The organism is Picosynechococcus sp. PCC 8807, assembly GCF_001693295.1.
Classification (GTDB): domain Bacteria; phylum Cyanobacteriota; class Cyanobacteriia; order Cyanobacteriales; family MRBY01; genus MRBY01.
This window is the reverse complement of sequence record NZ_CP016483.1, coordinates 2,910,087-2,933,858: the sequence shown is the minus strand read 5'-3', so window position 1 is coordinate 2,933,858 and position 23,772 is coordinate 2,910,087. Positions and strand designations below refer to the sequence as shown.

Here is a 23,772-nt window from a genome sequence, read left to right as displayed (position 1 = left end):
GATTATGAATCAGGCTCATTTTTTGCGTTTTTGTTTCGCTAACCGACTGATCTTGAAGGTCTTTGTGGGGTTAGCCATTGGTGCTTCGAGTTTATTGCTCGTGGAAATTCCCCTGGGACGAGCCCAAAGCGCTGCTGATTTGCTGCCTGATGTACCCCAAGAACAGCCATTGAGTGAGGCTGAAAAATCCCTAGAGGAAGGTCTTATCGCCCTTGCCCAAGGTCAATATGAGCAGGCGATCGCCGCTTTTGATCAAGCGATTCAACGGGACCCAAATTTTGTTGAAGCTTACAATAACCGGGGGATTGCCTACGGAGAATTAGAGCAATACGAACAGGCGATCGCTGACTTTAATCGTGCCCTTGTTTTAGATCCAAATTCTGCAGCCTCTTATTTTGGTCGGGGAACCGTCTCCCATAAACTTGGCCAGGCACAACAAGCCTATGACGACTTGACCCAGGCGATTACGCTCATGCCTGAGTGGGTTGATCCTTACATCAACCGTGGCTTGATCTTAACCAATGCCGGCCTACGGGAAGAAGCGCTTCAGGATTTTAGCCAAGCACTCCGCCTCAATCCCCAAAACGTCATTGCTTTAATCAACCGGTCTAGTTTGTATGTGCGGACGGGCGAATATGAAAAAGCACTCCAGGATGCGAATGTTCTTATTGATCTCAATGAGGGACTTGCCGTTGCTTACAACAATCGCGGTATTGCCTTGGCCGGTCTGGGGCAAAATCAAGAGGCCCGTCAAGATCTAGAGAAGGCGATCGCGATGTTTGATGCCCAAGGAGATATGGAGGGCAAACGACGGGCAGAAACTTTTGTGCGGGTGTTATTCCAGTAAACAAAGAGCGAGCTTCATTTACGAAAATTTAAGCATGGCTTAACTTTAGTCGGCTAAATCGGGAAAGACTTCTCGCACCGAAGGGTGGACTAAACGCCGCTCGGCAATATTTAATCCTTGGGCGATCGCCGGATTTTGTTTAATCGCTCCCAGACCTTGATTGGCTAGTTGGAGAACGTAGGGCAAAGTGCTGTTATTAAGGGCTTGGGTTGCTGTCCAAGGTACGGCCCCCGGCATATTGGGCACCCCAAAATGGACAACCCCTTCTTCGAGATAGGTGGGGGCACTGTGACTGGTGGGCCGCAGGGTTTCGATACAGCCCCCTTGGTCTACGGCCACGTCAATAATGACAGAACCCCGTTTCATCTGTTTGACTGCGGCACGGGACACTAAAATTGGTGCACGTTTGCCCGGTAAAAGCACGGCCCCAATCACCAGATCGGCGAGGGGTAACCAGCGTTGAATTTGGGTCGGTGTGCTGTAGAGTAGTTCCACCCGGGAGCCGAATAGCGCTTCTAAATCACTGAGGCGATCGACGTTAATGTCGAGGATCTGTACCTGGGCCCCAAGACCCACGGCCATTTTTGCCGCTTCGGTGCCGACAGTCCCCCCACCAAGAATCATCACACGACCCGGCCCAACGCCAGGGACACCTCCGAGTAAAACGCCTCTGCCGCCCTGCTGTTTTTCGAGATAGCGCGCCCCAAACTGCACGGCCAAGCGCCCAGCGATGACACTCATCGGCGCAAGAAGTGGTAAATGACCTTTGCCGTCGGTGACCGTTTCGTAGGCGATCGCCGTCACGCCCGATCGCATTAAATTTTCTGTGAGTTGGCGATCAGCCGCTAAATGGAGATAGGTAAATAGGATTTGGCCAGGGCGCAACGAGGCATATTCTGAGGGAAGCGGTTCTTTGACTTTAACGACCATGTCTTGTTCCCAGGCGATCGCCGCCGTAGAAACAATTTCGGCTCCGGCCTGTTGGTATTCCGAATCCGTAAATCCAGAACCGAGGCCCGCCCCCGTTTCAATCAAAATATGATGACCAGCACTGGCGAGGACTTGCACACTGCTCGGTGACAAACCAACCCGAAATTCTTGGTCTTTGATTTCCTTGGGGACACCGATTTTCATCCTCAACGCCTCTATGTTTTGTCTTGGGATCTGTGCTTTTCATTTAAGGACTTTTTTGATGCCCTGTCAGCACCTACTCCCCAAACGACACAAATTCAACTTGAACCAAGCATTGCTTCATAAAAAGACTAAATTAACTTAGACAAAATAGTAGCGATTCAGACTCTGGGCAAAGGTAACCAGAGCAAGATGGCACAATAAACCTCAATATCTTCTACGGTGAAATTTTTTAGATGTCCCATTCGATCTCTGCCTTGATTGAAGCGCTACAACAGCCAGCGCTGTATCCCCACCCGACCCAGGAGGCGATCGCCTTAGTGCAAACCCATGTGTCCTACGTGTTTTTAACTGGGGACTATGCCTACAAACTAAAAAAAGCAGTTAATTTTGGCTTCCTGGATTTTTCGACTCTAGACAAACGTCAACATTTCTGCGAAGTAGAATTGGAGCTAAATCGTGCCCTGGCTGCTGACCTGTACCTAGAAGTGCTGCCCATTACCTATGACGGCCAAACCTACGCCTTTGACGGGGCGGGAGAAGTGGTGGAATATGCCGTGAAAATGCGTCAATTCCCCCAGGAAAATCTGTTGAGTGAGATGTTTACAGCAGGCACTCTTACCGAAGATCACATGGTGCAACTGGGAAAAGCTGTCGCTGATTTCCATCAACAGGCAACTACCAACGACTACATCCTGAGCTTTGGGGAAATTGCCAAAATCCGTCAGGCCATTGATGAAAACTACGCCCAAACGGCCAAATATATTGGCACCGTCCAGACCCAAGACCGCTTCGAGCAAACCAAACAATTTACAGATAATTTCTTTGCTAGCCGGGAGGAAATTTTTGCCAAACGCCGCCGCGAAGCAAAAATCAAAGAATGCCATGGCGATCTGCACCTGCGCAATATTTGTTTTTGGCAAGATCAGATTCAACTATTTGACCGCATCGAATTCAATGAGCCTTTCCGGTTCGTCGATACCATGTATGACGTGGCTTTTACGGTGATGGATTTAGATGCGCGGGGGGCCAGGGAGCTGGGGAATGCTTTTCTCAATACCTATGTCGAACGTACTGGAGATTGGGAAGGACTCCAGGTTTTACCCCTCTACCTGAGTCGCCAGGCCTATGTGCGGGCGAAAGTGACTTCATTTCTTTTGGATGATCCGGCGATCGCCCCTGAAGCAAAAATCCAGGCTGCGGCGATCGCTTCAGATTACTACGATTTAGCTTGGCGCTATACCCAACGCCCCCAGGGAAAAGTGATTGTAATGTGTGGTTTATCCGGTGCTGGCAAGTCAACGGTGGCCCGGGCGGCAGCTCGCCAATGGAATGGAATTCAACTGCGCTCCGATGCTGTGCGTAAACATTTAGCAGGCTTATCTTTAGAAGCAAAAGGCGATGACAGCCTCTACAGTGAAGCGATGAATGAACAAACCTATGCTCGCCTACAAGAGCTTGGTTTACTGTTGGCAAAACAGGGTTTTACCGTCATCCTCGATGCCAAATATGACAAACTTGTCTATCGTAAAAATGTGATTAAAGCTTGTGCTGACCAGGACATTCCCCTGGAAATTTTCCACTGCCAAGCACCATTGCCGATTCTGGCCCAGCGGTTAACGACCCGCACCAACGATATTTCCGATGCGACAGCCGATCTGCTCACGAGCCAACAGGAACATTTTGAATCCTTTATCCCAGAGGAACATCCCCTGGTTAAAACCCTGGATACCACCCAGACTCCCGCCGCAATTATGGCCCAACTGACGGAGGAACCTGTTTAAGCCAAAGCAACTGCTGAGAGAAAGGAAAAAGGCGATCGCCCACTTGGGTTGAAATATTACGAAAAGTTAACACTTCCGCATATTTCTCCCTGCTCCCGTAACAAATCCCACGGAAACCCTGGGTTATTTCCCCAAAATGATAGTTATAAATACTCATTGACTATTTCGAGTAAGGAGTAAAAACCATGCAAGCAGCAGGACAAATGACCTGGAGTCCCAACGGCGGTGCGTCTGAAGGGATACTACACCTTAGGTTAAAAGCCTTTGATCCCTGGCGTCCCTACACGGAGTTCCCGGAATTTTACAAACCCGATTTTCCGTCCACCTCTGCGGGGTACGCCACCTTTCTTTCCCTCATTCGCAATCAGTGGCAGTACGTGAAGTAGGGCCGCGCCTGGGTGAGGCGATCGCCCTTGCCTTGCCCAGGATTACAAGAAAATGTAACAATATATAAACTAAGCATTGACATTTGCCGCAGCTCTCGAAGCTCTCTGCCCATGAATTTACTTGCGACTTCGCCCAGTGCCAGCATTGCTTTTTTTCAGCGATCCGCCGGTCGGTGGCATTCCCAGCGCCGCTACTACACCCTCAACAGTGACCAGGAGCCCCTAGAGGCCATTTCGGCAATCGAAGTCGTCTTTTTCCCCGCCGAGCATCCCCACCTCAAACCCTTGGCGATCGCCCACCAACTATCCCCAGAGCAAGCCTTTCAATGTGGAGCGAAAGTCACTTGGGCAAGCACCTATACCAATGTGAAACGCAAACCCCTAAAGGGAGAGACGATCTTTGGGATTCGGGATCAGTTGATGTACCGCGACCGTGGTTTTTCGACAACAGCCCCGATTGTGGCCGAATTTGAATTGATCCAACCCCACGTGATGCGACTCCAGACTGCCTACGACGGCGCCAGTTTTGAAGAAGAAATTAAATTTGTTGGGGATAAACACCGCACACGCCAAACTATTACTTCCCGTGCGGGACAAGAACTGATGATCGCGCAATATTTAGAAACGCGTCTTTAGGAATCCTAAATTTGCCGTTTTAGAAAATCTCCCTTGCATAAAAATATCCGTGTCGGGTGTATGTCACGGATTGTTTAGGTTTATCGGTATCGCTAAAAATTGCAAAAATTCCCGCTTACACTGAGAAGAGTGGAGGCCTCAAGCCCGCAGCGGCAAAGGAGAGAGTTATGGCGATCGCCACGATCAATCCCACGACCGGAGAAATATGTCAGCGTTTTAAAGCCCTGACCCCAGCAGAAATTGACGCAAAATTAGCCAAGGCCCAGGAAGCATTTCAAGCATATCGGCGCACCAGTTTTAGCCAACGGCGACAGTGGCTCGAAAATGCAGCGGCCATCCTCGAACGGGACGCCAGTAAGTTTGCGGAGATTATGACCACTGAAATGGGAAAAACCCATCAAAGTGCGATCGCCGAAGCCGAAAAATCTGCTTTAGTCTGTCGTTACTATGCCGAATATGGTGAACAGTTTTTGGCCAACGAATACACAGAAACCCAGGCCACAGAAAGTTATGTGTGCTATCAGCCCTTGGGCATTCTGCTCGCGGTGATGCCGTGGAATTTTCCCTTCTGGCAGGTGTTTCGTTTTGCGGCCCCAGCATTAATGGCCGGGAATGTGGCGGTGTTAAAACATGCGTCCAATGTGCCCCAGTGCGCCCTGGCGGTGGAAGCGATTTTAGAGGCGGCAGGATTTCCGGAAGGAGTATTTCAAACCTTGTTAATTGGCGCGTCCCAGGTAGAGCAGGTGATTAAAGATCCCCGGGTGAAGGCCGCTACTTTGACAGGCAGCGAACCAGCGGGGGCGAGTTTAGCCAGTCTAGCGGGCCAGGAAATCAAACCGACGCTGTTGGAACTGGGTGGCAGTGATCCCTTTGTGGTCTTTCCGTCGGCGGATCTCGATGAAGCAGTCGAGGTCGGTACTGTAGCCCGTACGATGAACAATGGTCAATCTTGCATTGCCGCGAAACGATTTATTCTCCACGAGGCGATCGCCGCCGAATTTCTCGAAAAACTCCACCTCAAATTTGCCAGTCTTAAGATCGGCGATCCCATGGCACCGGAGACGGATATCGGCCCCTTGGCAACGGAGGGCATCTTGCAGGATATCAGCCGCCAAGTGGATCAAGCGGTGGCTGCTGGGGCCAAGGTTTTGTTGGGCGGGCGACCCCTAGACCGCGCCGGTTATTTTTATCCGCCGACCATTTTGACGGAGATTCCCCCAGGGACGAAGATTCTCCAGGAGGAACTGTTTGCGCCGGTGGCGATGGTCTTTACGGTTAAAGATCTCGATCAGGCGATCGCCCTCGCCAATGATATTCCCTTTGGTTTAGGGGCCAGCGCCTGGACAAATGATCCGGCAGAACAACAACGCTTTATTCAAGAGCTCGATGCTGGGGCCGTTTTTATCAATGGCATGGTGAAATCTGACCCCCGCCTTCCCTTTGGTGGGACGAAACGCTCTGGTTATGGGCGAGAATTGGGCCTCGCTGGGATTCGCACCTTTGTGAATGCCAAAACGGTGTGGCTAAAATAACCCCCCGACTTTATCCCAACGATTTTGGTGCCTGAGGAGGCGATCGCCCGTGAATACTGCAGAATTATTGATCCGATGTCTAGAAAATGAAGGGGTGGAGTATATTTTTGGGCTGCCGGGGGAAGAAAATCTCCATATCCTCGAAGCCCTTAAGGAGTCTCCCATCCGTTTTATCACCGTCCGCCATGAACAGGGTGCCGCTTTTATGGCCGATGTGTATGGTCGTTTAACCGGGAAAGCGGGGGTTTGTCTGTCTACCCTGGGGCCTGGGGCTACCAATTTAATGACCGGGGTTGCCGATGCGAACCTCGATGGGGCTCCCCTGATTGCGATTACAGGGCAGGTGGGTACCGACCGCATGCACATTGAATCCCACCAATATCTTGATCTGGTGGCGATGTTTGCCCCCGTCACCAAGTGGAATAAACAAATTGTCCGACCGAACACGACCCCGGAGGTGGTACGTCGTGCCTTTAAAATTGCCCAGCAGGAAAAACCAGGGGCAGTACACATCGATCTCCCTGAAAATATTGCGGCGATGCCCGTAGAAGGTCAGCCCCTCCAGCGGGATGGTCGTGAAAAAATCTATGCTTCAAGCCGGAGTTTAAACCGGGCTGCCGAGGCGATCGCCCATGCCAAGAGTCCTTTAATCCTGGTGGGTAATGGCATTATTCGCGCCGATGCGGCCGAAGCCCTCACCGATTTTGCCACCCAGCTGAATATTCCCGTGGTCAACACCTTTATGGGAAAAGGGGCAATTCCCTACACCCATCCCCTGTCCCTGTGGACGGTGGGACTCCAACAGCGCGATTTTGTCACCTGTGCCTTTGAACAGAGCGATTTGGTGATTGCAGTGGGCTACGATCTGATCGAATATTCTCCCAAACGCTGGAACCCAGAGGGAACGACCCCAATTATCCACATTGGTGAAGTGGCCGCCGAAATTGATAGTAGTTATATTCCCCTCACAGAAGTTGTTGGCGACATTGGTGATGCCTTAAATGAAATTCGTAAACGCACAGACCGTGAGGGCAAAACCGCACCAAAATTTCTCAATGTCCGGGCTGAGATTCGGGAGGACTATGAACGCCACGGCACCGATGCTAGTTTTCCGGTCAAACCCCAAAAAATCATCTACGATCTCCGCCAAGTGATGGCCCCAGAGGACATCGTCATTTCCGATGTGGGGGCTCACAAAATGTGGATGGCCCGCCATTACCATTGCGATCGCCCCAATACTTGCCTGATTTCCAATGGATTTGCGGCGATGGGCATTGCGATTCCCGGTGCTGTGGCGGCTAAATTAGTCCACCCAGAAAAAAATGTCGTGGCTGTCACGGGGGACGGGGGATTTATGATGAACTGCCAGGAGCTAGAAACGGCCCTGCGCATTGGGGCGAATTTTGTCACCCTAATTTTTAACGACGGTGGCTATGGCTTGATCGGTTGGAAACAGATTAACCAGTTCGGCGCACCAGCTTTTGTGGAGTTTGGCAATCCCGATTTTGTGCAGTTTGCCGAAAGTATGGGCCTCAAGGGTTATCGGATTACCGCCGCCGCCGACCTTGTGCCGACCTTAAAAGAAGCCCTAGCCCAGGATGTGCCAGCGGTGATCGATTGCCCCGTGGACTACAGCGAAAATGTGAAATTCTCCCAAAAATCAGGGGATTTAATTTGCCGTATGTAACAGGGTGTCATACTGGGGATGGAGTTCCACTACCCGACCCACAATGGCGATCGCCGGTGCAGCAAAGCCCGTTGCTTCGACTTTTTGGACAATGTCTCCAAGATTACCCAGAAGTTCTTCTTGATCCGGGCGCGTTCCCCAACGAATTAGAGCAATAGGAGTGTCTGTGGTTAAGCCCCCTGCGAGGAGCTGGGGAATAATTTGGGGCAGATTGTGGATGCCCATGTAGATCACGAGGGTCTCGGAACCCTGGGCGATCGCCTGCCAATTAACCTGGGGTCGATACTTGCCAGCGGCCTCATGGCCTGTGACAAAGGTTGCCGAACAACTATAGCCACGGCTGGTGAGGGGAATGCCACAGTAGGCGGGAGCCGCAATACCAGAGGTAATGCCTGGGACAATTTCGACAGGAATATTTGCAGCTTGGAGATCGGCCATTTCTTCGCCGCCTCGCCCAAAAACAAACGGATCGCCTCCTTTCAAGCGCACCACAATGGCAAATTCCTGGGCTTTTTCGATCAAAATTTTTGTGGTTTCTTCCTGGGGGAGTGAATGTCTGCCCCGGCGTTTCCCCGCATGGATCCGTTCGGCCTGGGGATTGATCATCGCCAAAATTGGCTCACTGACCAAGGCATCATAAACAACCACATCAGCCATTTCGAGGAGGGTTTTGCCCTTTAGGGTAAAGAGGCCAGGGTCACCGGGGCCTGCCCCAACAAGGTAAACTTTGCCGACTGGAGTGCTAGGGGTCATGGAATTTGCCATGGAGGAGGGGTTCAGGGAGAAAATAAATTTAAGGGAAATGGCTGAGGAGCCGTAAGGTATCTCAGATTAACACGGGCAATTTTTTTTTCTGTATCTTTGGTTGCCCTTTCTAAAGAAATACTTAATTTTTCCCTTGACAAGGCGATCGCCCCTTTCGTTTTCCGCCAAAAAATCCCTAAAAATCTCAAAATAAGGAGCCATGGCCCCAATGAAAACCATGACGCCCCATTTATCCTAGGCTCGCTCCTGCTTCTGGGGATTAGACCGGATTTGCTGGAGCAATAGTTCCAATTCCGCTTGGATCGAGAGATATTTTACCCGGGTATCTAGGGGTAATGTATTGGCGGCTTTATCCTGGACTGTACATTGACTCATGGTTTGATCTAAAGCAATTTTAAAATGGCGTTTATTAAGAGAATGAGTATATTAACTTAAAATTCCCCACCGTCAGGGAGAAATTTTCGCACAAGGAGAGAGAAGGGCAGCATAAAATAGTGTATTGCTGGATAATCTGCATGATTCATCCCCCATTGCCAGGATTTGAGGATACATTTTGCTGCTATCAAAAGGTTTAGAGATTGAAATCTACACAGGCACCCCCACCGGAGAAATTATCGGCCTCTCCGATCAAGTGGTAAAGGCCCTTGAAGGCTTTGTGCGGGAACCTGATAATCGCAATGTCGAATACACTACGCCCCCTTGTTGCAGCTATGAAAGTTTGCTCTGTGCAATTTTGCAGCCCCGACTGCAACTGCGTCAGTTTTTGAAAACCCTGGGGAACTACACCCTCATTCCTGGCAGTACCCTCTCTTTGGGCGATGCGAGTCGCTTTTTTCGCTCGGATCCCCAAAATCCCTACCATGCCTATATTGAACAGACCTATGGCACCGATGTGGTGACGGCCAGTGTCCACATTAATATTGGCATTGAAGATCCAGAAATTTTGATGCGGGCCTGTCGGTTAATGCGCCTCGAAGCCCCGTTGATCCTGGCGCTGAGTGCGGCCTCGCCGTTTCTAGATGGTCGCGTGACGGGTTCCCATTCCCGCCGCTGGCAAGTGTTCCCGAAAACTCCGGCCCAGGTGCCCCTATTTACCAACCATCAACATTTTATTGATTGGACTAATGAGCAACTCCGCCTGGGGACGATGCAAAATGTCCGACATTTGTGGTCTTCGGTGCGTCCCAATGGCGATCGCCGCCCTTATTCCCTGAATCGTTTGGAATTGAGAATTTGTGATTTGGTGATCCATCCCCTGCAATTGCTGGCCATTGTCGCCTTCGTCGAAGCAAGAATCCAGCAGCTTTTAGCCCAGCCCCACCTCGACCCCCTCAAGTCCAGTCAGCTAAATCCAGCCCGCCTCTTGGAAATTACCGATGCCAATGAGCAACTGGCGGCCCAATCTAGCCTAGAGGCGACCCTCTATCACTGGCGCACAGGCCAGCCGATTCAAGCGGTGGATTGGATCCAAGAAATTTATACAGAAGTCTATCCCTTTGCGAAACAGGCGGGATTTGCTTGTTTTCTCAGCCCCTTGCAAAAGTTACTCCGGGAGGGGAATCAGGCTCAACAATGGCTCCAGGCCCATCGTCAAGGTCAACCTTTAGAGATGATTATCCAAAAGGCGATCGCCGAAGCCGAAACCCTCGATCAAGAATTAGCCCGATATTTGTGCGAACCCGCTGCCCTTGTGGCCTAGGTGATTGAATGGGTATCTTTAACTGTTTGTAAGACTTTGTTTATTAATCTGCGCCGATGCCCCAACTGGTTCTTGTTCACCCCCAAATTCCCCCCAATACAGGTAATATTGCCCGTACCTGTGCGGCGACCGATACGGAACTACACCTCGTCGGCCCCCTAGGTTTTGAAATTAGCGATCGCCACCTAAAACGCGCCGGCCTAGATTACTGGCCCCATGTCAAACTTTCTTTCTATCCCGACCTTGAGCATTTCCTCCAAGCCCAGGCCACCAGAGGAGGGCGTCTCCTGGGTTACAGCGTCCGGGGCACGAGCCAATACACAGAATTCACTTACCAAGATGATGACTGGTTGCTATTTGGTAGCGAAACCCAAGGCCTCCCCGCAGAACTACTCCAACGCTGCGATGCAACCCTAACTATTCCTATCAATAAGACCCATGTTCGGAGCCTTAATCTTTCCGTGAGTGCAGCGGTGGGTCTCTTTGAAGTGCGGCGTCAATTAGGGCTTTAGTTTTCCCCGATAAGATATTTCTATCACCGCCCCCCCGTAGTGCGCCGAAAACATTAACAGATCTCCCCTGAATCGGTGGAGATTTTATTCTTTTAAAACAAAAATACTATCGCTAAATGTGCACTTAGAAAGCTTAAAAAGCTTATGCAATAGGTGTCTGGGCTAGAGAAGCTGTCAAAACCGAAAAAATATGCTAAGCGATCGCCAGTGGGGAAAAGTGCAACTAAATATTAACTGAAATCACCCTTGTTCTGTATCCTGGACTACCCATTGATCCCAGTGTTTTTCCCCCAGAAAAATCAAAATATATCAACCCAGACTTGTTAAAAAGAAGAAACCAGGGTAACCTTTCCTAGACATTCACCAAATGTCCAATTCAAGTGATCTCAATCACGAGAAGTCGGTAGAATTGTTACTTCAATTGTTTCAGTTGAAGCAGAATGAAACCACTGCTCGACACAAGTAGGAGGTTGTTTTTGAAGGACGTATCCCAAAAGCACCGCATTGTATCCCCTGAAGGTACTGCAGCTTTGGCAACGTCGGTAAAGTCGAACCAAGCGTCTGTTTTCCCATCAGCCTGCTCCCCCTGGAGTCTTGTTGGTTTTCTGGAAAACGTGCCTCACTTCTCACATTTTTTGTCTTCCCATTGAGGGCTACAAAAAATTTCACCGATTTCGGTGTTGACCACGGAAGTAACGGCTTTGCCCAATTCACGAACAGACCGTCTTTTTTCCCAAGGAGAAACATTTATGATTCCTGCTCCAGTTACTTTAGCAACGGCTCCGGAGGTCGAATCCCCCCAACTCGTCGCTGCTGTAAGTTCAAATTCTGTCAGTAGGGTTGAGCCTGAACTACCCGCCATCAAGCACATTGTTGCTGAAGCTGATACGTTTTGGTCCATTGCTCAACGGTATGGCGTGGCCCCTGAGGCGATCGCCACCTTAAACGATCTCACTGTCGAAAGTACTCTAGTGGTTGGGCAAGCACTAAAAATTCCGGCCCCTTCCCAACAACCGATCGCTCGTTATGAAATTGACTCTCCGGCGATCGCCCCCAGCGAGCAACCCACGCTCCCCAAGCCCAGCGTCGAAGTTGCCGCCCTTGAGCTTCCTTCCCAAGCCCTCATGGATGCCGATTCTGCCCGCCTTGAGGCCGACGCACCTACCGCTACATTACGCGCCGAACAGGACAAACTCGTCGAAAGTATTCAAGCCCTAAAAAGCCAGCCTGTGGAAAAGGTGATTTTTGAGGCCAAAACAGAGGCGCCTCAACCCGAAACCTTGGTTAGCTCCACTGCTTTGACTCCCCAGGCACCCACCGCTGCCCCCAAGGGCGTTGTCACGATTCCTGTACCGAAACCCCAGGACTTCAGTGCGCCCACGGCCAAAGCGGAACCCACACCGGAAACCTTAATCGCTAATAATGCGGTTTCTAGCCCCCAGCGTTTACCGGAACCCCCCCAGCTCCAATCTCCTACCCCTGAATTGGTATTGGAAGCGAAAAAAGAAGAAAAAGCAGAACAGGCCCGCTCTGTCACCCTGACTGTTCCGCCAGCCCAGAGCAATGCCTCGACGCCTCTGGTGCGCCCCCAGGAAAAGGCCGCTACTCCAGCAGCCCCAGCGGAAGTCTTGGTTGCAGCAAACACCAACGCCGTGCCCAAAACCCATGTGGTTCGTCCCGGGGAAACTTTATATGCGATCGCCCGTCGTTATGGCATCTCAGGGCGTGAATTGATTGCCGCTAATAAGCTGCTCAATCCCAACGTAATCTACGTCAACCAAAAGCTAGCGATTCCGGCTCGCGCCCAGCAACCCCAGCCCCAGAAAGAATTTGTGGCCCTTGTTCCCCAAATGGAGGTAACCCAAGGCGTGAATCGTAATAGTGCAACCCTAGCGAATGCCGTTTCTCTGCCGCAGCCCAAATTACAGGCAGAAACTGGTTCTGTAACCGCACCGGACAGCGACCGAATCACCACGGAAGCCGCCGTAGAAAAGCTTAAAACTGACATCGCGCGGCTACGTCGGGAATATCAACAGCAATCAACGCCCATTGCCCTCAAGGTTCCGGCTCCCAATGTCGAATTCACCAGCAATGAGCGCGCTGTGGCACCGGCACCGGTAGTTAACCCAGAATGGCAAGGACAACCTGAGCCTTCCGCTACGGCCCCCCGCACCGTGGAAGTGCCCGAAGCACCCCAGGAAATTGCAGCGGCTTCTCCTGGCAACGTCGCCAACTACAACGCGCTTCTGCGTCTCTCTGTTGGTGAAACCGTGAGCCCGGATCTGCCTCCCCTGGCCTCTCCCGATGAATATTTACCGGGCGCTGAAATCTTCAATGGTTATATTTGGCCGGCGAAAGGAACCTTTACCTCTGGTTATGGCCCCCGCTGGGGTCGGATGCACCGGGGGATTGATATCGCTGCCCCCACAGGCACGCCCATTTTTGCAGCGGCCAATGGTGAAGTGATTACGGCTGGCTGGAACTCTGGTGGTTATGGCAACCTCGTCAAGATCCGCCACGGTGATGGCAGTGTCACGCTATATGCCCACAATAGCCGGATCATGGTACGCAAAGGCCAACAGGTCAAGCAAGGCCAACAAATTGCAGCCATGGGGAGCACTGGTTTTAGCACGGGCCCACACCTCCATTTTGAGATTCATCCGAAGGGTCAGGGAGCAGTTAACCCGATGGCCTTCTTGCCGAAGCGTTAGGGCAAAATATTTAACTTTTAAGTTCAATACATTGATTTAAGAGAGGGAGTCTTTCCCTCTTTTTTTGTGGCCATGGGCAAAGCAATCTCGCAGGGAACACCTTCTAAAATGGGAACAATGAAGTTATTTATCCAGTGTTTTTGTGATGTCTCCACTCCAAACAGAAACGGTTCAAATTCCCAATGGCGATCTGCAGATTGCGGCTTACTTGAGCTATCCAGTTAGTGCGGAACCCTTGCCCGCTGTGATTGTGGTGCAGGAAATTTTTGGGGTTAATGGCCACATTCGTGATGTCACTGACCGCATTGCCCGCTTGGGTTATGTGGCGATCGCCCCGGCAATTTATCAACGGTTGGCCCCAGGATTTGAAACAGGGTACACTCCAGAAGACGTGAAAGTCGGACGGCAATACAAAGAACAGACTAAGGCCACAGAACTGCTTAGTGATCTCCAGGCAACCATTGATTATCTTTACGGTCGTCCCCAGGTGAAGCCCACGGGAGTCGGTAGCATTGGGTTTTGCTTTGGCGGCCACGTGACCTATCTGGGAGCGACTCTGCCGGAGATTAAGGCAACAGCGTCTTTTTATGGTGCTGGGATTACCACCTGGTGTCCCGGGGAAGCAACCCAGACAACCCTGGACTATACCTCTGAAATCCAAGGCAAACTCTACGGTTTCTTTGGGATGGCCGATGCGTCGATTCCGGCGGCTCAAGTAGATCAGATCGAGACGGCTTTAAAAATGCACCAAATCGAGCACAAGATTTTTCGCTATGAAGGGGCAGGCCATGGCTTCTTTTGCGATCGCCGTGCCAGTTACAATGAACAGGCCGCCCAAGCAGCATGGCAAGAGGTACAGACTCTCTTTGCTGAAACCCTCTAAATTTTTTATTTTTGTCTAACTCCGATGACCCAGATGCCGACCGACGACCCCACAATTCAGCTTGATCAATTTCTGAAAATTATGAACCTTGTGGCGACGGGGGGCCAGGCCAAAATGGTCATCCAGGGGGGCTTCGTGGAGGTCAATGGAGAAACAGAAACCCGCCGCAAACGGAAATTACGCCACGGGGATTTGGTCAGTTTTGAAGGGACAACGCTCCAAGTTGAATTTGACGAGTAGGGTGGTTTCCTAAAGCTCAAGGTTGAATCATTGTTTTTGCGGCGATGCGGGTGCGTTTGCGATCGCCTTCGGAGAGGTCTTGGCCCCCTTGGAGTTGGGTCGCATTTTGCTGGAGGACAGTGGCCGCATTGGTATCACCCAGTTGAATCGCCGTTTTTGCTGCCGTTTGGAGGAGAGTCGCGGCCCCTTGGCGATCGCCCGCCTTGAGCTTGTCTTCGGCCAGTTGGGTTTGTCGGTATTTAGCAAGGGCGAGAATCGATTGCTGCACCACCGGATTCGGGGCTGGTTGATAGTTTTCTTGGACGTCTACGGTGATCGGAATCGCTTCTGAGATGAGTCGGGTTCGGCCCGTGGCCGGGTCATCGTAGCGGACTTGGGCCTGGGCGATGGCTTGGTGGCCGGGGGGCAGTTGGTCGATGTAGAGATTGGCCAAAATGATCCGGGGCGCTTCGGTTAAGAGATCCCCAAGGCGGACACCGTAAAAATCGCCTTCTTTGACCACGGGCAACTCGATGGTTTCTGGGGCCACCTGGGCGAGGGGTTTGAGGTCTGCCAAGCGACTACCGGGAGAAAGTTGCAAAAGCAGTTGGGCATTGGTTAAACCAACCGATTGGGCGCGCTGGAGCAGTCGTTCAAATTCGGTGAGGGCCTGATTGGGGGTTTCAATATAAGCCAAGCTGCCATTGGCCGCATCAGCAATTTTTTCGAGGACATCTTGGTTCCAATTTTCGCCAAAACCGAGACTATTGAGGGTGACGCCATGTTCGGCAGCGACGGCGGCAATTTCCAAACAGCGGCCATTGTCGCCATGTTCATTTTCGCCATCGGTGAGCATAAACACCTGGGCGGCGCGTTTACCGGGGCTATTGGCCAGCTCCTGTAACCCAAGCTTGATGCCATCGTCGATACAGGTGCCCCCGGCGGCCTCAAGGCGATCAATCTGGGCTTTGATGTGGGCTTTGTCCGTGACATCTTGGTTGGGGACAATCACCTTTGCTTTGTGATCAAAGGCAATCACCGAGAGGCGATCGCCTTCCCGCAGTTGGTCAACCAGTTGTATTGCGGCTTCTTTAACGGTGCGGAGGGGTTGCCCAGCCATTGAACCACTGTGATCGAGCACTAAACAAAGATTGAGCGGCAGGGTGGCGTCTTGGAAATCACTGGCGATCGCCTCAATGGAGAGGGAGAGTTGCCGTTGACTCTGGGCCTGGGTGGCATCCAAATGGGCATCACTAAGGAGCGCTTGCAGTCCGACTTGCATCATGGCTATTTCTTGATAAGGCGTGAATTATTGGGGGCAAACCCCGCAGACAGAGGCAAATATTTTCGCAATTTCAGCATAACTGTTTCCCTCGGGGAACGGGCAACGACGACTGGGTTTCGTAATGATTCGGAGTTTTAGGCTGGATAATTTGCTAAAAATGTTTCGAAGGCCGCCGTCGGCAGGGGGCGACTAATGAAAAACCCCTGGAATGTGTAACAGTGATGTTGGCGCAAAAATTCCATTTCTTCAGCCGTTTCTACCCCTTCAGCGACGACCGAAAAGTTAAGCTGCTGGGCCATGTTGATCAAGGCTTTGGTGATCGCGGCATTTTTAGGGTTTTGGTGAATATTTTCCACGAAGCAGCGATCAATTTTGAGGATATCAAAGGGGAAATGTTGCAGGTACCCCAGGGAGGCATAACCCGTCCCAAAATCATCAATGGCGATCGCCACGCCTAGTTCCTTAATCAGCCGAAATTGGGCCATCGTAAAATCAACATTCTCCACTAGGGCACTTTCGGTCAGTTCTAGTTTGAGCCAGCGGGCCTCAAGTCCTGTTTCCGCCAAAATTGCCTTGAGGCAGGGCACCAGTTGGGGACTTTGTAGTTGCTTACTCGAAAGATTGACCGAAATTTGCAAGGGAGTCAGGCCCCGTTGTTGCCATTGGACGGCTTGGGTACAGGCGGCCTTGAGGATCCATTCCCCCAGGGGCACAATAAAGCCTGTCATTTCGGCGAGGGGGATAAACTCCCCCGGTGAAACCAAACCCTGTTCCGGTGATTGCCAGCGCACCAACACTTCCGCCCCAATGATCCGCTGGCTTTCGATGTCGAGTTGGGGCTGGTAATAGAGTAGAAATTCGCCGTTTTTCAGGGCCTGCTGGAGGTGAAGATTTTTGTGGGGTAAGAGGCGATCGCGATCTTCGCTCAGTTGTTTGACTCGATGCTGCAAAATTTCCAACATCCCGAACAGTTCTAGGGGATCGAGAATTTGCGAGAGATTACTTTCTGTCAAAATGCCCCGTAATTCCCCGTCTTTTCCGGTAACAACGATCCGCCGTACCCGATGCCGTTGGAGTTTTTCTTGGGCGATCGCCAAGGAATCCGCAGGATGTAACTGGATGAGGGGCGCACTCATCACTTCCCCAACGCCCAAGGCCTCTAAATCAGCACCAGAGCCTTGTAATTTGACGATATCTCTTTCTGTGACAATACCAATAGGCTTAATGAAATATCCAGCTTCGATGGCCACCACTATGCAGCTAATCCGTCGCCTCGCCATCAATTGCGCGACTTCGAGGACAGAGGTTTCTGGTGGGGCGGAAATCACTTGACTAGACATCACCTCCCGCACTTCCCGAAACCGGAGAAAATAGCCCAAATGTAACGCCTGCCGCAATAGACTGAGGGTTGTAACCCCAATCACACGCTGCTGTTCATCCACGACGGGCAAATGGCGGATCTGGTGTCGTCGCATTAAGTTATAGGCCGAAAAAACGTCAATTAAATTTTTCTGCTCAATGGTCACCACCGGGCTGGTCATAATTTCCCGCACCAAGGTTTGGTGGAGCGCTTTCGGTGAGAGGGACAGCCGCACCAAGTCCCGCTCCGTTAAAATTCCCACCATTTGTTCCCCCTCCGTAATGATTAAACAACTTTGGGGAGAATCTTTTTCCTGGCCCGTCATGAGGGCGATCGCCTCGGTCAGAGGCATCTGGCCATCGAGGAAAATCGGCTGCTCAAAGCTGATCCCTTGACCCGTAGCCAGGTCATCATTCTGCCAAAAAAAAGTCATATGGCTCCGGGGAAAATTACCTACGGTTCTATGGGTTAACGCTACTCAATGATAGTGTCTGCACCTATGTTGGGTTTTAGCACAGATTTTCAAAGCGAGATCCCACAAAAACGCAAAAACCCCCTGGTATTTGATGAATGCCTTACAAATGGCCCGTTTTCACATAAATAATGCAGCCTGCTCGACTAAAGGGAGTATGAATACTATCAGGGGGATTGCGCAACCAACTGCCAGCGGGGTAGCTGCCCTGTTCGTCCTCAAAAGTTCCTTCCAGGACAAAAATTTCCTCACCCCCCCAATGGCGATGGGTTTGAAAATAAGTGCCCGGTTCCCACCGCACCAGGGCAACATTCTCCCCCTGGAAATTGTGCAACGGCAGCACCGATAAACCTTTTACTAAGCCGGGTACCCAGGATTGAGCTTTGGTATTCACCCGCACAAAAGTTTGATCCGCCGGATCCATTTGCCAGAGTTTCACAAAAATGGTGCAGCCCGTTTTGCTGTGGGGACGGTGGCTAGAACCGACGGGATTACGCACATAGGTGCCGGGGGGATATTCCCCATGTTCATCGGCAAAGGTGCCTTCGAGGACAAAAAATTCTTCGCCGCCGCCGTGGGTATGTTCCGAAAAATAGCTATCAGGGGCATAGCGTACCAGGGAAGTGGCACGGGCAACTTCGGCCCCATCCCGGTCTAACATTCGCCGTTCGACCCCGGCCATGGGTGAGGCTTGCCAGGGTAAAGCGTTGGTATCGAGGACGACTCGTTCTTCTAAATTGGCGTGGAGTTGCATGGGGTTAGGCTAAAAATTTTTCGACACAACGGACAAACATTTCTACCCCCATTCCCAGGGCTGTTTCATCGAAGTTAAAGCGGGGATGGTGGTGGGGATAGGCCAGATCAAAGTAGGGGTTCGCTGAACCAAGGAAGAAGTAACAGCCGGGCACTTCCCGCAGGAAAAAGGACATATCTTCGCTGCCCATGGTTTGGCATTCGGGCATCACGCCTAGGGGCGTTTCGATGGTTGCCTCGGCGACGGAACGCACCAACTCGGCCATGGCGGGATCGTTGATCGTCGGCGGGTAAAGATGTACATGGTCTAATTTGTAGCTGGCTCCGTAGCTCTGGCAAATGCCGCTGACGATGGTTTCGAGGCGATCGCCAATGGTTTTTTCCAGTTGGGGATTAAAGTAGCGGATGGTGCCTTTGAGATCTGCATAATCGGCGATCACATTCATGGCGTGGCCCGCTTTAAACTCGCCCACCGTAACCACTGCTGCATCGAGGGGATTCACAATACGGGACACAAGGGTTTGCAGCGCCCCGACAATTTGCGCCCCAACCACAATCGCATCGACAGTCTGGTGAGGGAGAGCACCATGGCCCCCTTTCCCTTGTACCCGCAGGTCAAAGCTTTCGACCGCCGCCATCAACGCCCCTGGTCGTACCCCCACCGTACCCAAGGGAAGATTATTCCACAGGTGCAGGCCAATAATCGCATCCACATCGGGATTATGAAGCACTCCCGCCTGGATCATTGGTTTCGCACCGCCGGGACTTTCCTCAGCGGGTTGGAAAATAATTTTCACAGCCCCCCGGAAACTGTCACGGTTTTCCTGGAGGTATTTGGCTGTCCCCAAGGCGATCGCCACATGGCCATCGTGACCGCAGGCGTGCATCACCCCTGGATGTTGGGAGCGATAGTCCACTTCATTTTCCTCTTGGATCGGTAGGGCATCCATATCGGCGCGAATCCCCAGCACTTTTCCCTTTTGATGACCTTCGATGAGGGCGACAATACCAGTTTCAGCGATGCCAGTTTGGTGAGAAATGCCCCATGCCGTGAGCTTGTGACCAATAAATTCTGCGGTTAGATTTTCCCGAAACGCTAATTCCGGTTTCTGGTGGATCTGGCGACGCCACTGGACAATTTCTGATTGGAGCGCTTGGATCGTGGGACGAATCCGGTGTTTGTGGAGAACGGCATCTAAGCTAACGGTGGCAACCATGGGAAACCCAACGCAAGGGCGTAAAAATCTGCCCTTCTAGTGTAGAAGATTCTTTTTTCTCCCGTCGATCTGCGGACTGGGGAAATAGAGGCCTAATCTTCGTCTGCTGGGGTCGGATGCCACAGTAACCGTACGGCGAGGGTCGCAAAACCGATGGCCGCTAGACCCTTGAGAATCTGGGCAGGGATAAACGCAGCGAAAGCTCCCCCAGCAATGACACCCAAAAGACTGGTGGTAATTAGGGCTGTCACGGAGCCAAAAAATACGGCAATGGGTGATTTGGAACTGCCCCCTAAGGCGATCGCCGCCAGTTGACTCTTGTCACCAATCTCCGCCAAGAAGACGGTAATAAAAGTGAGACTTAGTAATTGCCAATCGATATCTACCATGGGTGAGAAAACTGTTTTATCGGTGAATCACGTTAATCAAAAACCAGAAACGGTTCCCTGGGAAAAGGCATTAGGCTGCCAGCATATCCACAATCAGAAGACCCGCAATCACGAGCAGCAGCACGCCAACAAACATATCCAAAATATCGGGGGCCAACTTCCGGGCGAGCCAATAGCCAATGATTACCCCCAGTAAGCTCGTACTGACCAGGGCAAGGGCGGCCCCCAGAAAGACCACCCAAGGAGAAGCCGCTTGGGCCGAAATCAAGAGGGTGGCTAACTGGGTTTTGTCCCCCATTTCTGCAATGAAAATCGTCAAAAAAGTGGAGCCGAAAACAGTCCAAATACTCCAGGGTCTTTCCTGTTTGGGGGGGTGACTGGCCGTCATATTACTTGGGGAAAATCTCGCTTAAAACCATGGCTTAGTTTATCAGGTATGTTTCGTGAATATGAAACAAAAGTGAAAGTCTAGGGAGGCTAAAGGGGATGGTTCGGCGGACTTTTCTCAGGATCGGTGGGGGAATTATGAGGCGATCGCCCCAGGGCAAAAATGAGCGTTGGCGTCCCTCCCAAAAGGCCCCAACCCAACCAACGCCGGAAGCTGTAACCCTTGCGCCAAGAGACCAATGCCGCCATCACCCCCATCAAACAATGGAGACTCGCCAAGAGCCAGACCCGGTAATCGAAAAAAAACGCTTGCATAGTGATCGTGGTATAACCTTTAGAAACCATGTTACATTTCGCAAACAATATCAATGACATCAGTTACTGTGCGCCCTAGTGCCACAACTCTTTTAGAAAAGCATCCAAATCTACGGCTCCGGGATATCCTCGATACATTGCCCCGTTCCGTCTACGAAATAAATCCGCTAAAAGCTTGGTCTAGGGTGCTGTTAAGTGTGGCGGCGGTGGTGGGTTGTTATGCCCTCTTGGCGATCGCCCCTTGGTATTTACTTTTACCCGTTTGGTTTTTAACTGGAACTGCCCTAACGGGTTTTTTTGTGATTGGCCATGATTGCGGCCACCGCTCCTTTTCCCGCAAAAATTGGATCAATAATTTAGTCGGTCACCTGGCTTTCTTGCCGCTCATTTATCCTTTCCATAGCTGGCGCATTCTCCATAATCATCACCATCGCTACACCAACAATATGGATGAGGACAATGCCTGGGCTCCCTTTACCCCTGAGCTATACGATGACTCTCCGGCCTTTATCAAAGCCGTTTACCGGGCGATCCGGGGCAAACTCTGGTGGCTTGCTTCAGTGATTCACCAACTGAAACTACACTTTAACTGGTTCCAATTTACCGGGAAGCAACGAGAGCAGGTTCGTTTTTCGGCCCTATTTGTGATTATCGCTGGGGCGATCGCCTTTCCGGTTATGTTCTACACCCTCGGCGTTTGGGGCGTTGTAAAATTCTGGCTGATGCCTTGGCTTGGCTATCATTTCTGGATGAGCACCTTTACCCTTGTCCACCACACCGTACCGGAAATTCCCTTTAGCTACCGGGACAAATGGAATGAGGCGATCGCCCAACTGTCTGGAACCGTCCATTGCGACTATCCCAAGTGGGTTGAAGTCCTTTGCCACGACATCAATGTCCATGTGCCCCACCACCTTTCCACCGGGATTCCCTCCTACAATCTCCGCAAAGCCTACGCCAGCATCAAGCAAAATTGGGGTGAATATCTCTACGAAACCAAATTTTCTTGGGAGTTGATGAAAGCGATTACCGAGCAATGTCACCTCTACGACGCTGAGCACAATTACATTTCCTTTGCGCAACATCAAAAACGCTAATTTCAGTAAAACAATTTTTTAAAAAACGAAAATATTGCCGACTGAGCTTTTGTTTCGACACCCTAGGTTTTAGGGTGTTTTTTATGTAAAAAAAATCCCCTCTAAAGGAGATTTTGTTGGTGATGCTAAAGAGCCTCCTAACATTCTCCCTGGAGGGAGGTGCCGAAGGCAGAGGGTGAGTCCCTAAGGAAAGGAGGTGCTGAGATTATTCCCGGAAGAAGCGGTGGTACGCTTCCATACCATGTTCACCAATATCGAGGCCTTCTAGCTCCTCTTCTTTGCTCACCCGGAGGCCCATACTCAGTTCTAGGACTAACCAGATGGCGAAGCTAAAGCCAGCGGTAAACATACCCACCACGACAATGCCAATAAATTGACTGAGCAGTTGGGCAACGCCACCCCCGAATAATAATCCGGCGCTGGGGCCAGCATCGGCGGCATACCAAGGGTAAACATCGCCACCCACACTGAATAAACCCACAGCAAGAGTGCCCCAGATACCACAGACGAGATGTACCGAGAGAGCACCAACGGGGTCATCAAAGCGTAAACCCTCGAAGGTCAGCACCGAAAAAACCACGATCACCCCGGCGATCACCCCGATCACAATGGCCGAAGGAACATTTACATAGGCACAGGCGGCAGTAATCCCCACCAACCCAGCCAGGACACCGTTAATGATCATCGAAAGGTCTGGTTTACCAAATTGAATCCAGGAGGTAATGGTCGCGGCGATCGCCCCAGCGGCAGCAGCCATATTGGTCGTAACGATGATGTGGCTAATGGCATCGGGATCAGCGGCCATCGTCGAACCTGGATTAAACCCAAACCAACCCAACCAGAGGATTAATCCCCCTAAAGTGGCGGTACTCATGTTGTGACCCGGAATGGCATTGATGCGATCGCCAGCAAATTTTTCGAGGCGCGGCCCCAAGAGGATCACCCCCATCAAAGCAGCCCAACCGCCCACCGAATGTACCACCGTTGATCCGGCAAAATCATAGAAACCGAGGGTCGCTAACCAACCGCCCCCCCAAACCCAGTGGCCGGTAATACCATAGGAAAATCCCACTAAGAACAGGCTAAAAATCACGAAAGAAGCAAACTTAATCCGTTCCGCCACGGCCCCAGAAACGATGGTGGCTGCCGTTCCCGCAAAGGCCAATTGGAAGAAAAACTTGGTGTAAAGGGGAATCCCCGCCCAGCTTAGGGACGAAAAAATCCCACTGTAGGCCGAATCCGTGAGGGGACTATTATCTGCCCCAGTAAGGAAAAAGCCATTCCAGCCTAAAACGGCATTGCCATCGCCAAACATCAGGGCAAAACCGATCGCCCAAAAAGCAAGACTCGAAAGGGCAAAGACAATTAGGTTTTTCGCCAAAATATTGACGGTATTTTTCGCCCGACAAAAGCCGCTTTCTAACATCGCAAACCCCGCATTCATAAAGAACACGAGCATTGCTGCGAAAATCACCCAGAGGGTATCTAGGGTGACCTGAACGGCTGGGGGAATTTCACCAACGCTACCCTGGGCGATCGCCACCCCCTGCCAAAGGAGCGGTAACACACAGGCCAAAAGCAATAAGCGGCCCTGGCGGCGAAATGGGTAGCCAAGCCGAGGGGAAGGCCCCCGAAACCACGAATCAAATGAAAAAGTCATAGCAAAATAAAAATGAAGAACCCATAATTATGGTCCATGAGTGTA

23 protein-coding genes are annotated in these 23,772 nt (G+C 51.3%); 12 read left to right on the top strand and 11 right to left on the bottom strand.

Going from position 1 to position 23,772, the window contains the following annotated elements:
• Positions 1 to 4: 4 nt before the first annotated feature.
• Positions 5 to 847, top strand: a complete 843-nt coding sequence (locus AWQ24_RS14070) for a tetratricopeptide repeat protein (protein WP_065711483.1) — start codon at positions 5 to 7, stop codon at positions 845 to 847.
• Positions 848 to 892: 45 nt separating this feature from the next.
• On the opposite strand, the gene ald is transcribed toward AWQ24_RS14070, so the two are convergent.
• Positions 893 to 1,981, bottom strand: a complete 1,089-nt coding sequence (ald, locus tag AWQ24_RS14065) for an alanine dehydrogenase (protein ID WP_065717176.1) — start codon at positions 1,979 to 1,981, stop codon at positions 893 to 895.
• 233 nt (positions 1,982 to 2,214) lie between these two features.
• Here ald and AWQ24_RS14060 point away from each other — a divergent pair, with 233 nt between their 5' ends.
• The 5 genes from AWQ24_RS14060 (at position 2,215) to AWQ24_RS14040 (ending at position 8,003) form a co-directional block, all read left to right on the top strand.
• Positions 2,215 to 3,762 carry an AAA family ATPase gene (locus AWQ24_RS14060; protein WP_065717175.1) on the top strand — a complete coding sequence of 516 codons (1,548 nt, stop codon included), beginning with the start codon at positions 2,215 to 2,217 and terminating at the stop codon, positions 3,760 to 3,762.
• A gap of 185 nt (positions 3,763 to 3,947) precedes the next feature.
• Entirely contained in the window at positions 3,948 to 4,148 is a 201-nt protein-coding gene (locus AWQ24_RS14055; protein WP_065717174.1) for a hypothetical protein, read from the top strand.
• Between the two features lie 111 nt (positions 4,149 to 4,259).
• Positions 4,260 to 4,784: a phycobiliprotein lyase gene (locus AWQ24_RS14050; protein WP_065717173.1), complete on the top strand. Its 525-nt coding sequence runs from the start codon at positions 4,260 to 4,262 to the stop codon at positions 4,782 to 4,784.
• 167 nt (positions 4,785 to 4,951) lie between these two features.
• Positions 4,952 to 6,316: an NAD-dependent succinate-semialdehyde dehydrogenase gene (locus AWQ24_RS14045; protein WP_065717172.1), complete on the top strand. Its 1,365-nt coding sequence runs from the start codon at positions 4,952 to 4,954 to the stop codon at positions 6,314 to 6,316.
• Between the two features lie 49 nt (positions 6,317 to 6,365).
• Positions 6,366 to 8,003 carry an acetolactate synthase large subunit gene (locus AWQ24_RS14040; protein WP_030007761.1) on the top strand — a complete coding sequence of 546 codons (1,638 nt, stop codon included), beginning with the start codon at positions 6,366 to 6,368 and terminating at the stop codon, positions 8,001 to 8,003.
• Here AWQ24_RS14040 and cobA read toward each other — a convergent pair.
• The gene (gene cobA, locus AWQ24_RS14035) at positions 7,986 to 8,768 is read right to left on the bottom strand and encodes a uroporphyrinogen-III C-methyltransferase (RefSeq protein ID WP_065717171.1); all 783 of its coding nucleotides are present in this window, start codon (positions 8,766 to 8,768) and stop codon (positions 7,986 to 7,988) included. The two genes, AWQ24_RS14040 and cobA, sit on opposite strands and share 18 nt — an antisense overlap.
• Positions 8,769 to 9,002: 234 nt before the next feature.
• The gene (locus AWQ24_RS16475; RefSeq protein WP_012308359.1) at positions 9,003 to 9,143 is read right to left on the bottom strand and encodes a hypothetical protein; all 141 of its coding nucleotides are present in this window, start codon (positions 9,141 to 9,143) and stop codon (positions 9,003 to 9,005) included.
• A gap of 178 nt (positions 9,144 to 9,321) precedes the next feature.
• Between AWQ24_RS16475 and gshA the strand changes: the two genes are divergently transcribed.
• From gshA to AWQ24_RS14005, 5 genes are all read left to right on the top strand, one after another.
• Positions 9,322 to 10,467 carry a glutamate--cysteine ligase gene (gene gshA, locus AWQ24_RS14030; protein ID WP_065717170.1) on the top strand — a complete coding sequence of 382 codons (1,146 nt, stop codon included), beginning with the start codon at positions 9,322 to 9,324 and terminating at the stop codon, positions 10,465 to 10,467.
• A gap of 56 nt (positions 10,468 to 10,523) precedes the next feature.
• On the top strand, positions 10,524 to 10,979 hold the full coding sequence (locus AWQ24_RS14025; protein WP_065717169.1) for a tRNA (cytidine(34)-2'-O)-methyltransferase: 456 nt from the start codon (positions 10,524 to 10,526) through the stop codon (positions 10,977 to 10,979).
• Positions 10,980 to 11,728: 749 nt separating this feature from the next.
• On the top strand, positions 11,729 to 13,690 hold the full coding sequence (locus AWQ24_RS14015; protein WP_012308356.1) for a LysM peptidoglycan-binding domain-containing M23 family metallopeptidase: 1,962 nt from the start codon (positions 11,729 to 11,731) through the stop codon (positions 13,688 to 13,690).
• Positions 13,691 to 13,835: 145 nt separating this feature from the next.
• Positions 13,836 to 14,573: a dienelactone hydrolase family protein gene (locus AWQ24_RS14010; protein ID WP_065717167.1), complete on the top strand. Its 738-nt coding sequence runs from the start codon at positions 13,836 to 13,838 to the stop codon at positions 14,571 to 14,573.
• Positions 14,574 to 14,597: 24 nt separating this feature from the next.
• Positions 14,598 to 14,813 carry an RNA-binding S4 domain-containing protein gene (locus AWQ24_RS14005; protein ID WP_012308354.1) on the top strand — a complete coding sequence of 72 codons (216 nt, stop codon included), beginning with the start codon at positions 14,598 to 14,600 and terminating at the stop codon, positions 14,811 to 14,813.
• A 16-nt stretch (positions 14,814 to 14,829) separates the two neighbouring features.
• Here the strand turns inward: AWQ24_RS14005 and AWQ24_RS14000 are convergent, their stop codons facing one another.
• From AWQ24_RS14000 to AWQ24_RS13970, 7 genes are all read right to left on the bottom strand, one after another.
• On the bottom strand, positions 14,830 to 16,074 hold the full coding sequence (locus AWQ24_RS14000) for a VWA domain-containing protein (RefSeq protein WP_065717166.1): 1,245 nt from the start codon (positions 16,072 to 16,074) through the stop codon (positions 14,830 to 14,832).
• 137 nt (positions 16,075 to 16,211) lie between these two features.
• Positions 16,212 to 17,870, bottom strand: coding sequence for an EAL domain-containing protein (locus AWQ24_RS13995; RefSeq protein WP_065717165.1), 1,659 nt, complete (start codon positions 17,868 to 17,870; stop codon positions 16,212 to 16,214).
• 142 nt (positions 17,871 to 18,012) lie between these two features.
• Positions 18,013 to 18,663, bottom strand: a complete 651-nt coding sequence (locus tag AWQ24_RS13990) for a cupin domain-containing protein (protein ID WP_062436245.1) — start codon at positions 18,661 to 18,663, stop codon at positions 18,013 to 18,015.
• A 4-nt stretch (positions 18,664 to 18,667) separates the two neighbouring features.
• Entirely contained in the window at positions 18,668 to 19,879 is a 1,212-nt protein-coding gene (locus AWQ24_RS13985; RefSeq protein ID WP_065717164.1) for a M20 family metallopeptidase, read from the bottom strand.
• A 92-nt stretch (positions 19,880 to 19,971) separates the two neighbouring features.
• A complete protein-coding gene (locus tag AWQ24_RS13980; protein ID WP_030007751.1) occupies positions 19,972 to 20,259 on the bottom strand; it encodes a TMEM165/GDT1 family protein in 288 nt (95 codons plus the stop codon).
• Between the two features lie 79 nt (positions 20,260 to 20,338).
• Complete coding sequence (locus AWQ24_RS13975; RefSeq protein WP_012308349.1) at positions 20,339 to 20,656, bottom strand: TMEM165/GDT1 family protein; 318 nt, start codon at positions 20,654 to 20,656, stop codon at positions 20,339 to 20,341.
• 89 nt (positions 20,657 to 20,745) lie between these two features.
• On the bottom strand, positions 20,746 to 20,970 hold the full coding sequence (locus AWQ24_RS13970) for a hypothetical protein (RefSeq protein WP_045442321.1): 225 nt from the start codon (positions 20,968 to 20,970) through the stop codon (positions 20,746 to 20,748).
• 53 nt (positions 20,971 to 21,023) lie between these two features.
• Between AWQ24_RS13970 and AWQ24_RS13965 the strand changes: the two genes are divergently transcribed.
• Positions 21,024 to 22,067, top strand: a complete 1,044-nt coding sequence (locus tag AWQ24_RS13965) for a fatty acid desaturase (RefSeq protein ID WP_065717163.1) — start codon at positions 21,024 to 21,026, stop codon at positions 22,065 to 22,067.
• 205 nt (positions 22,068 to 22,272) lie between these two features.
• On the opposite strand, the gene AWQ24_RS13960 is transcribed toward AWQ24_RS13965, so the two are convergent.
• Positions 22,273 to 23,727 carry an ammonium transporter gene (locus AWQ24_RS13960; RefSeq protein ID WP_065717162.1) on the bottom strand — a complete coding sequence of 485 codons (1,455 nt, stop codon included), beginning with the start codon at positions 23,725 to 23,727 and terminating at the stop codon, positions 22,273 to 22,275.
• Positions 23,728 to 23,772: the final 45 nt, after the last annotated feature.

Coding starts and splice junctions, on each gene's coding strand:
- AWQ24_RS16475 (WP_012308359.1), bottom strand. CDS start 9,143: ATGAGTCAATGTACAGTCCAGGATAAAGCCGCCAATACATTACCCCTA.
- AWQ24_RS14050 (WP_065717173.1), top strand. CDS start 4,260: ATGAATTTACTTGCGACTTCGCCCAGTGCCAGCATTGCTTTTTTTCAG.
- AWQ24_RS14045 (WP_065717172.1), top strand. CDS start 4,952: ATGGCGATCGCCACGATCAATCCCACGACCGGAGAAATATGTCAGCGT.
- AWQ24_RS13995 (WP_065717165.1), bottom strand. CDS start 17,870: ATGACTTTTTTTTGGCAGAATGATGACCTGGCTACGGGTCAAGGGATC.
- AWQ24_RS14000 (WP_065717166.1), bottom strand. CDS start 16,074: ATGCAAGTCGGACTGCAAGCGCTCCTTAGTGATGCCCATTTGGATGCC.
- AWQ24_RS14010 (WP_065717167.1), top strand. CDS start 13,836: ATGTCTCCACTCCAAACAGAAACGGTTCAAATTCCCAATGGCGATCTG.
- AWQ24_RS13960 (WP_065717162.1), bottom strand. CDS start 23,727: ATGACTTTTTCATTTGATTCGTGGTTTCGGGGGCCTTCCCCTCGGCTT.
- AWQ24_RS14005 (WP_012308354.1), top strand. CDS start 14,598: ATGACCCAGATGCCGACCGACGACCCCACAATTCAGCTTGATCAATTT.
- AWQ24_RS14070 (WP_065711483.1), top strand. CDS start 5: ATGAATCAGGCTCATTTTTTGCGTTTTTGTTTCGCTAACCGACTGATC.
- AWQ24_RS13975 (WP_012308349.1), bottom strand. CDS start 20,656: ATGACGGCCAGTCACCCCCCCAAACAGGAAAGACCCTGGAGTATTTGG.
- AWQ24_RS14025 (WP_065717169.1), top strand. CDS start 10,524: ATGCCCCAACTGGTTCTTGTTCACCCCCAAATTCCCCCCAATACAGGT.
- AWQ24_RS13965 (WP_065717163.1), top strand. CDS start 21,024: ATGACATCAGTTACTGTGCGCCCTAGTGCCACAACTCTTTTAGAAAAG.
- cobA (WP_065717171.1), bottom strand. CDS start 8,768: ATGGCAAATTCCATGACCCCTAGCACTCCAGTCGGCAAAGTTTACCTT.
- AWQ24_RS14060 (WP_065717175.1), top strand. CDS start 2,215: ATGTCCCATTCGATCTCTGCCTTGATTGAAGCGCTACAACAGCCAGCG.
- AWQ24_RS14015 (WP_012308356.1), top strand. CDS start 11,729: ATGATTCCTGCTCCAGTTACTTTAGCAACGGCTCCGGAGGTCGAATCC.
- AWQ24_RS14055 (WP_065717174.1), top strand. CDS start 3,948: ATGCAAGCAGCAGGACAAATGACCTGGAGTCCCAACGGCGGTGCGTCT.
- AWQ24_RS13990 (WP_062436245.1), bottom strand. CDS start 18,663: ATGCAACTCCACGCCAATTTAGAAGAACGAGTCGTCCTCGATACCAAC.
- ald (WP_065717176.1), bottom strand. CDS start 1,981: ATGAAAATCGGTGTCCCCAAGGAAATCAAAGACCAAGAATTTCGGGTT.
- AWQ24_RS13985 (WP_065717164.1), bottom strand. CDS start 19,879: ATGGTTGCCACCGTTAGCTTAGATGCCGTTCTCCACAAACACCGGATT.
- AWQ24_RS13970 (WP_045442321.1), bottom strand. CDS start 20,970: ATGCAAGCGTTTTTTTTCGATTACCGGGTCTGGCTCTTGGCGAGTCTC.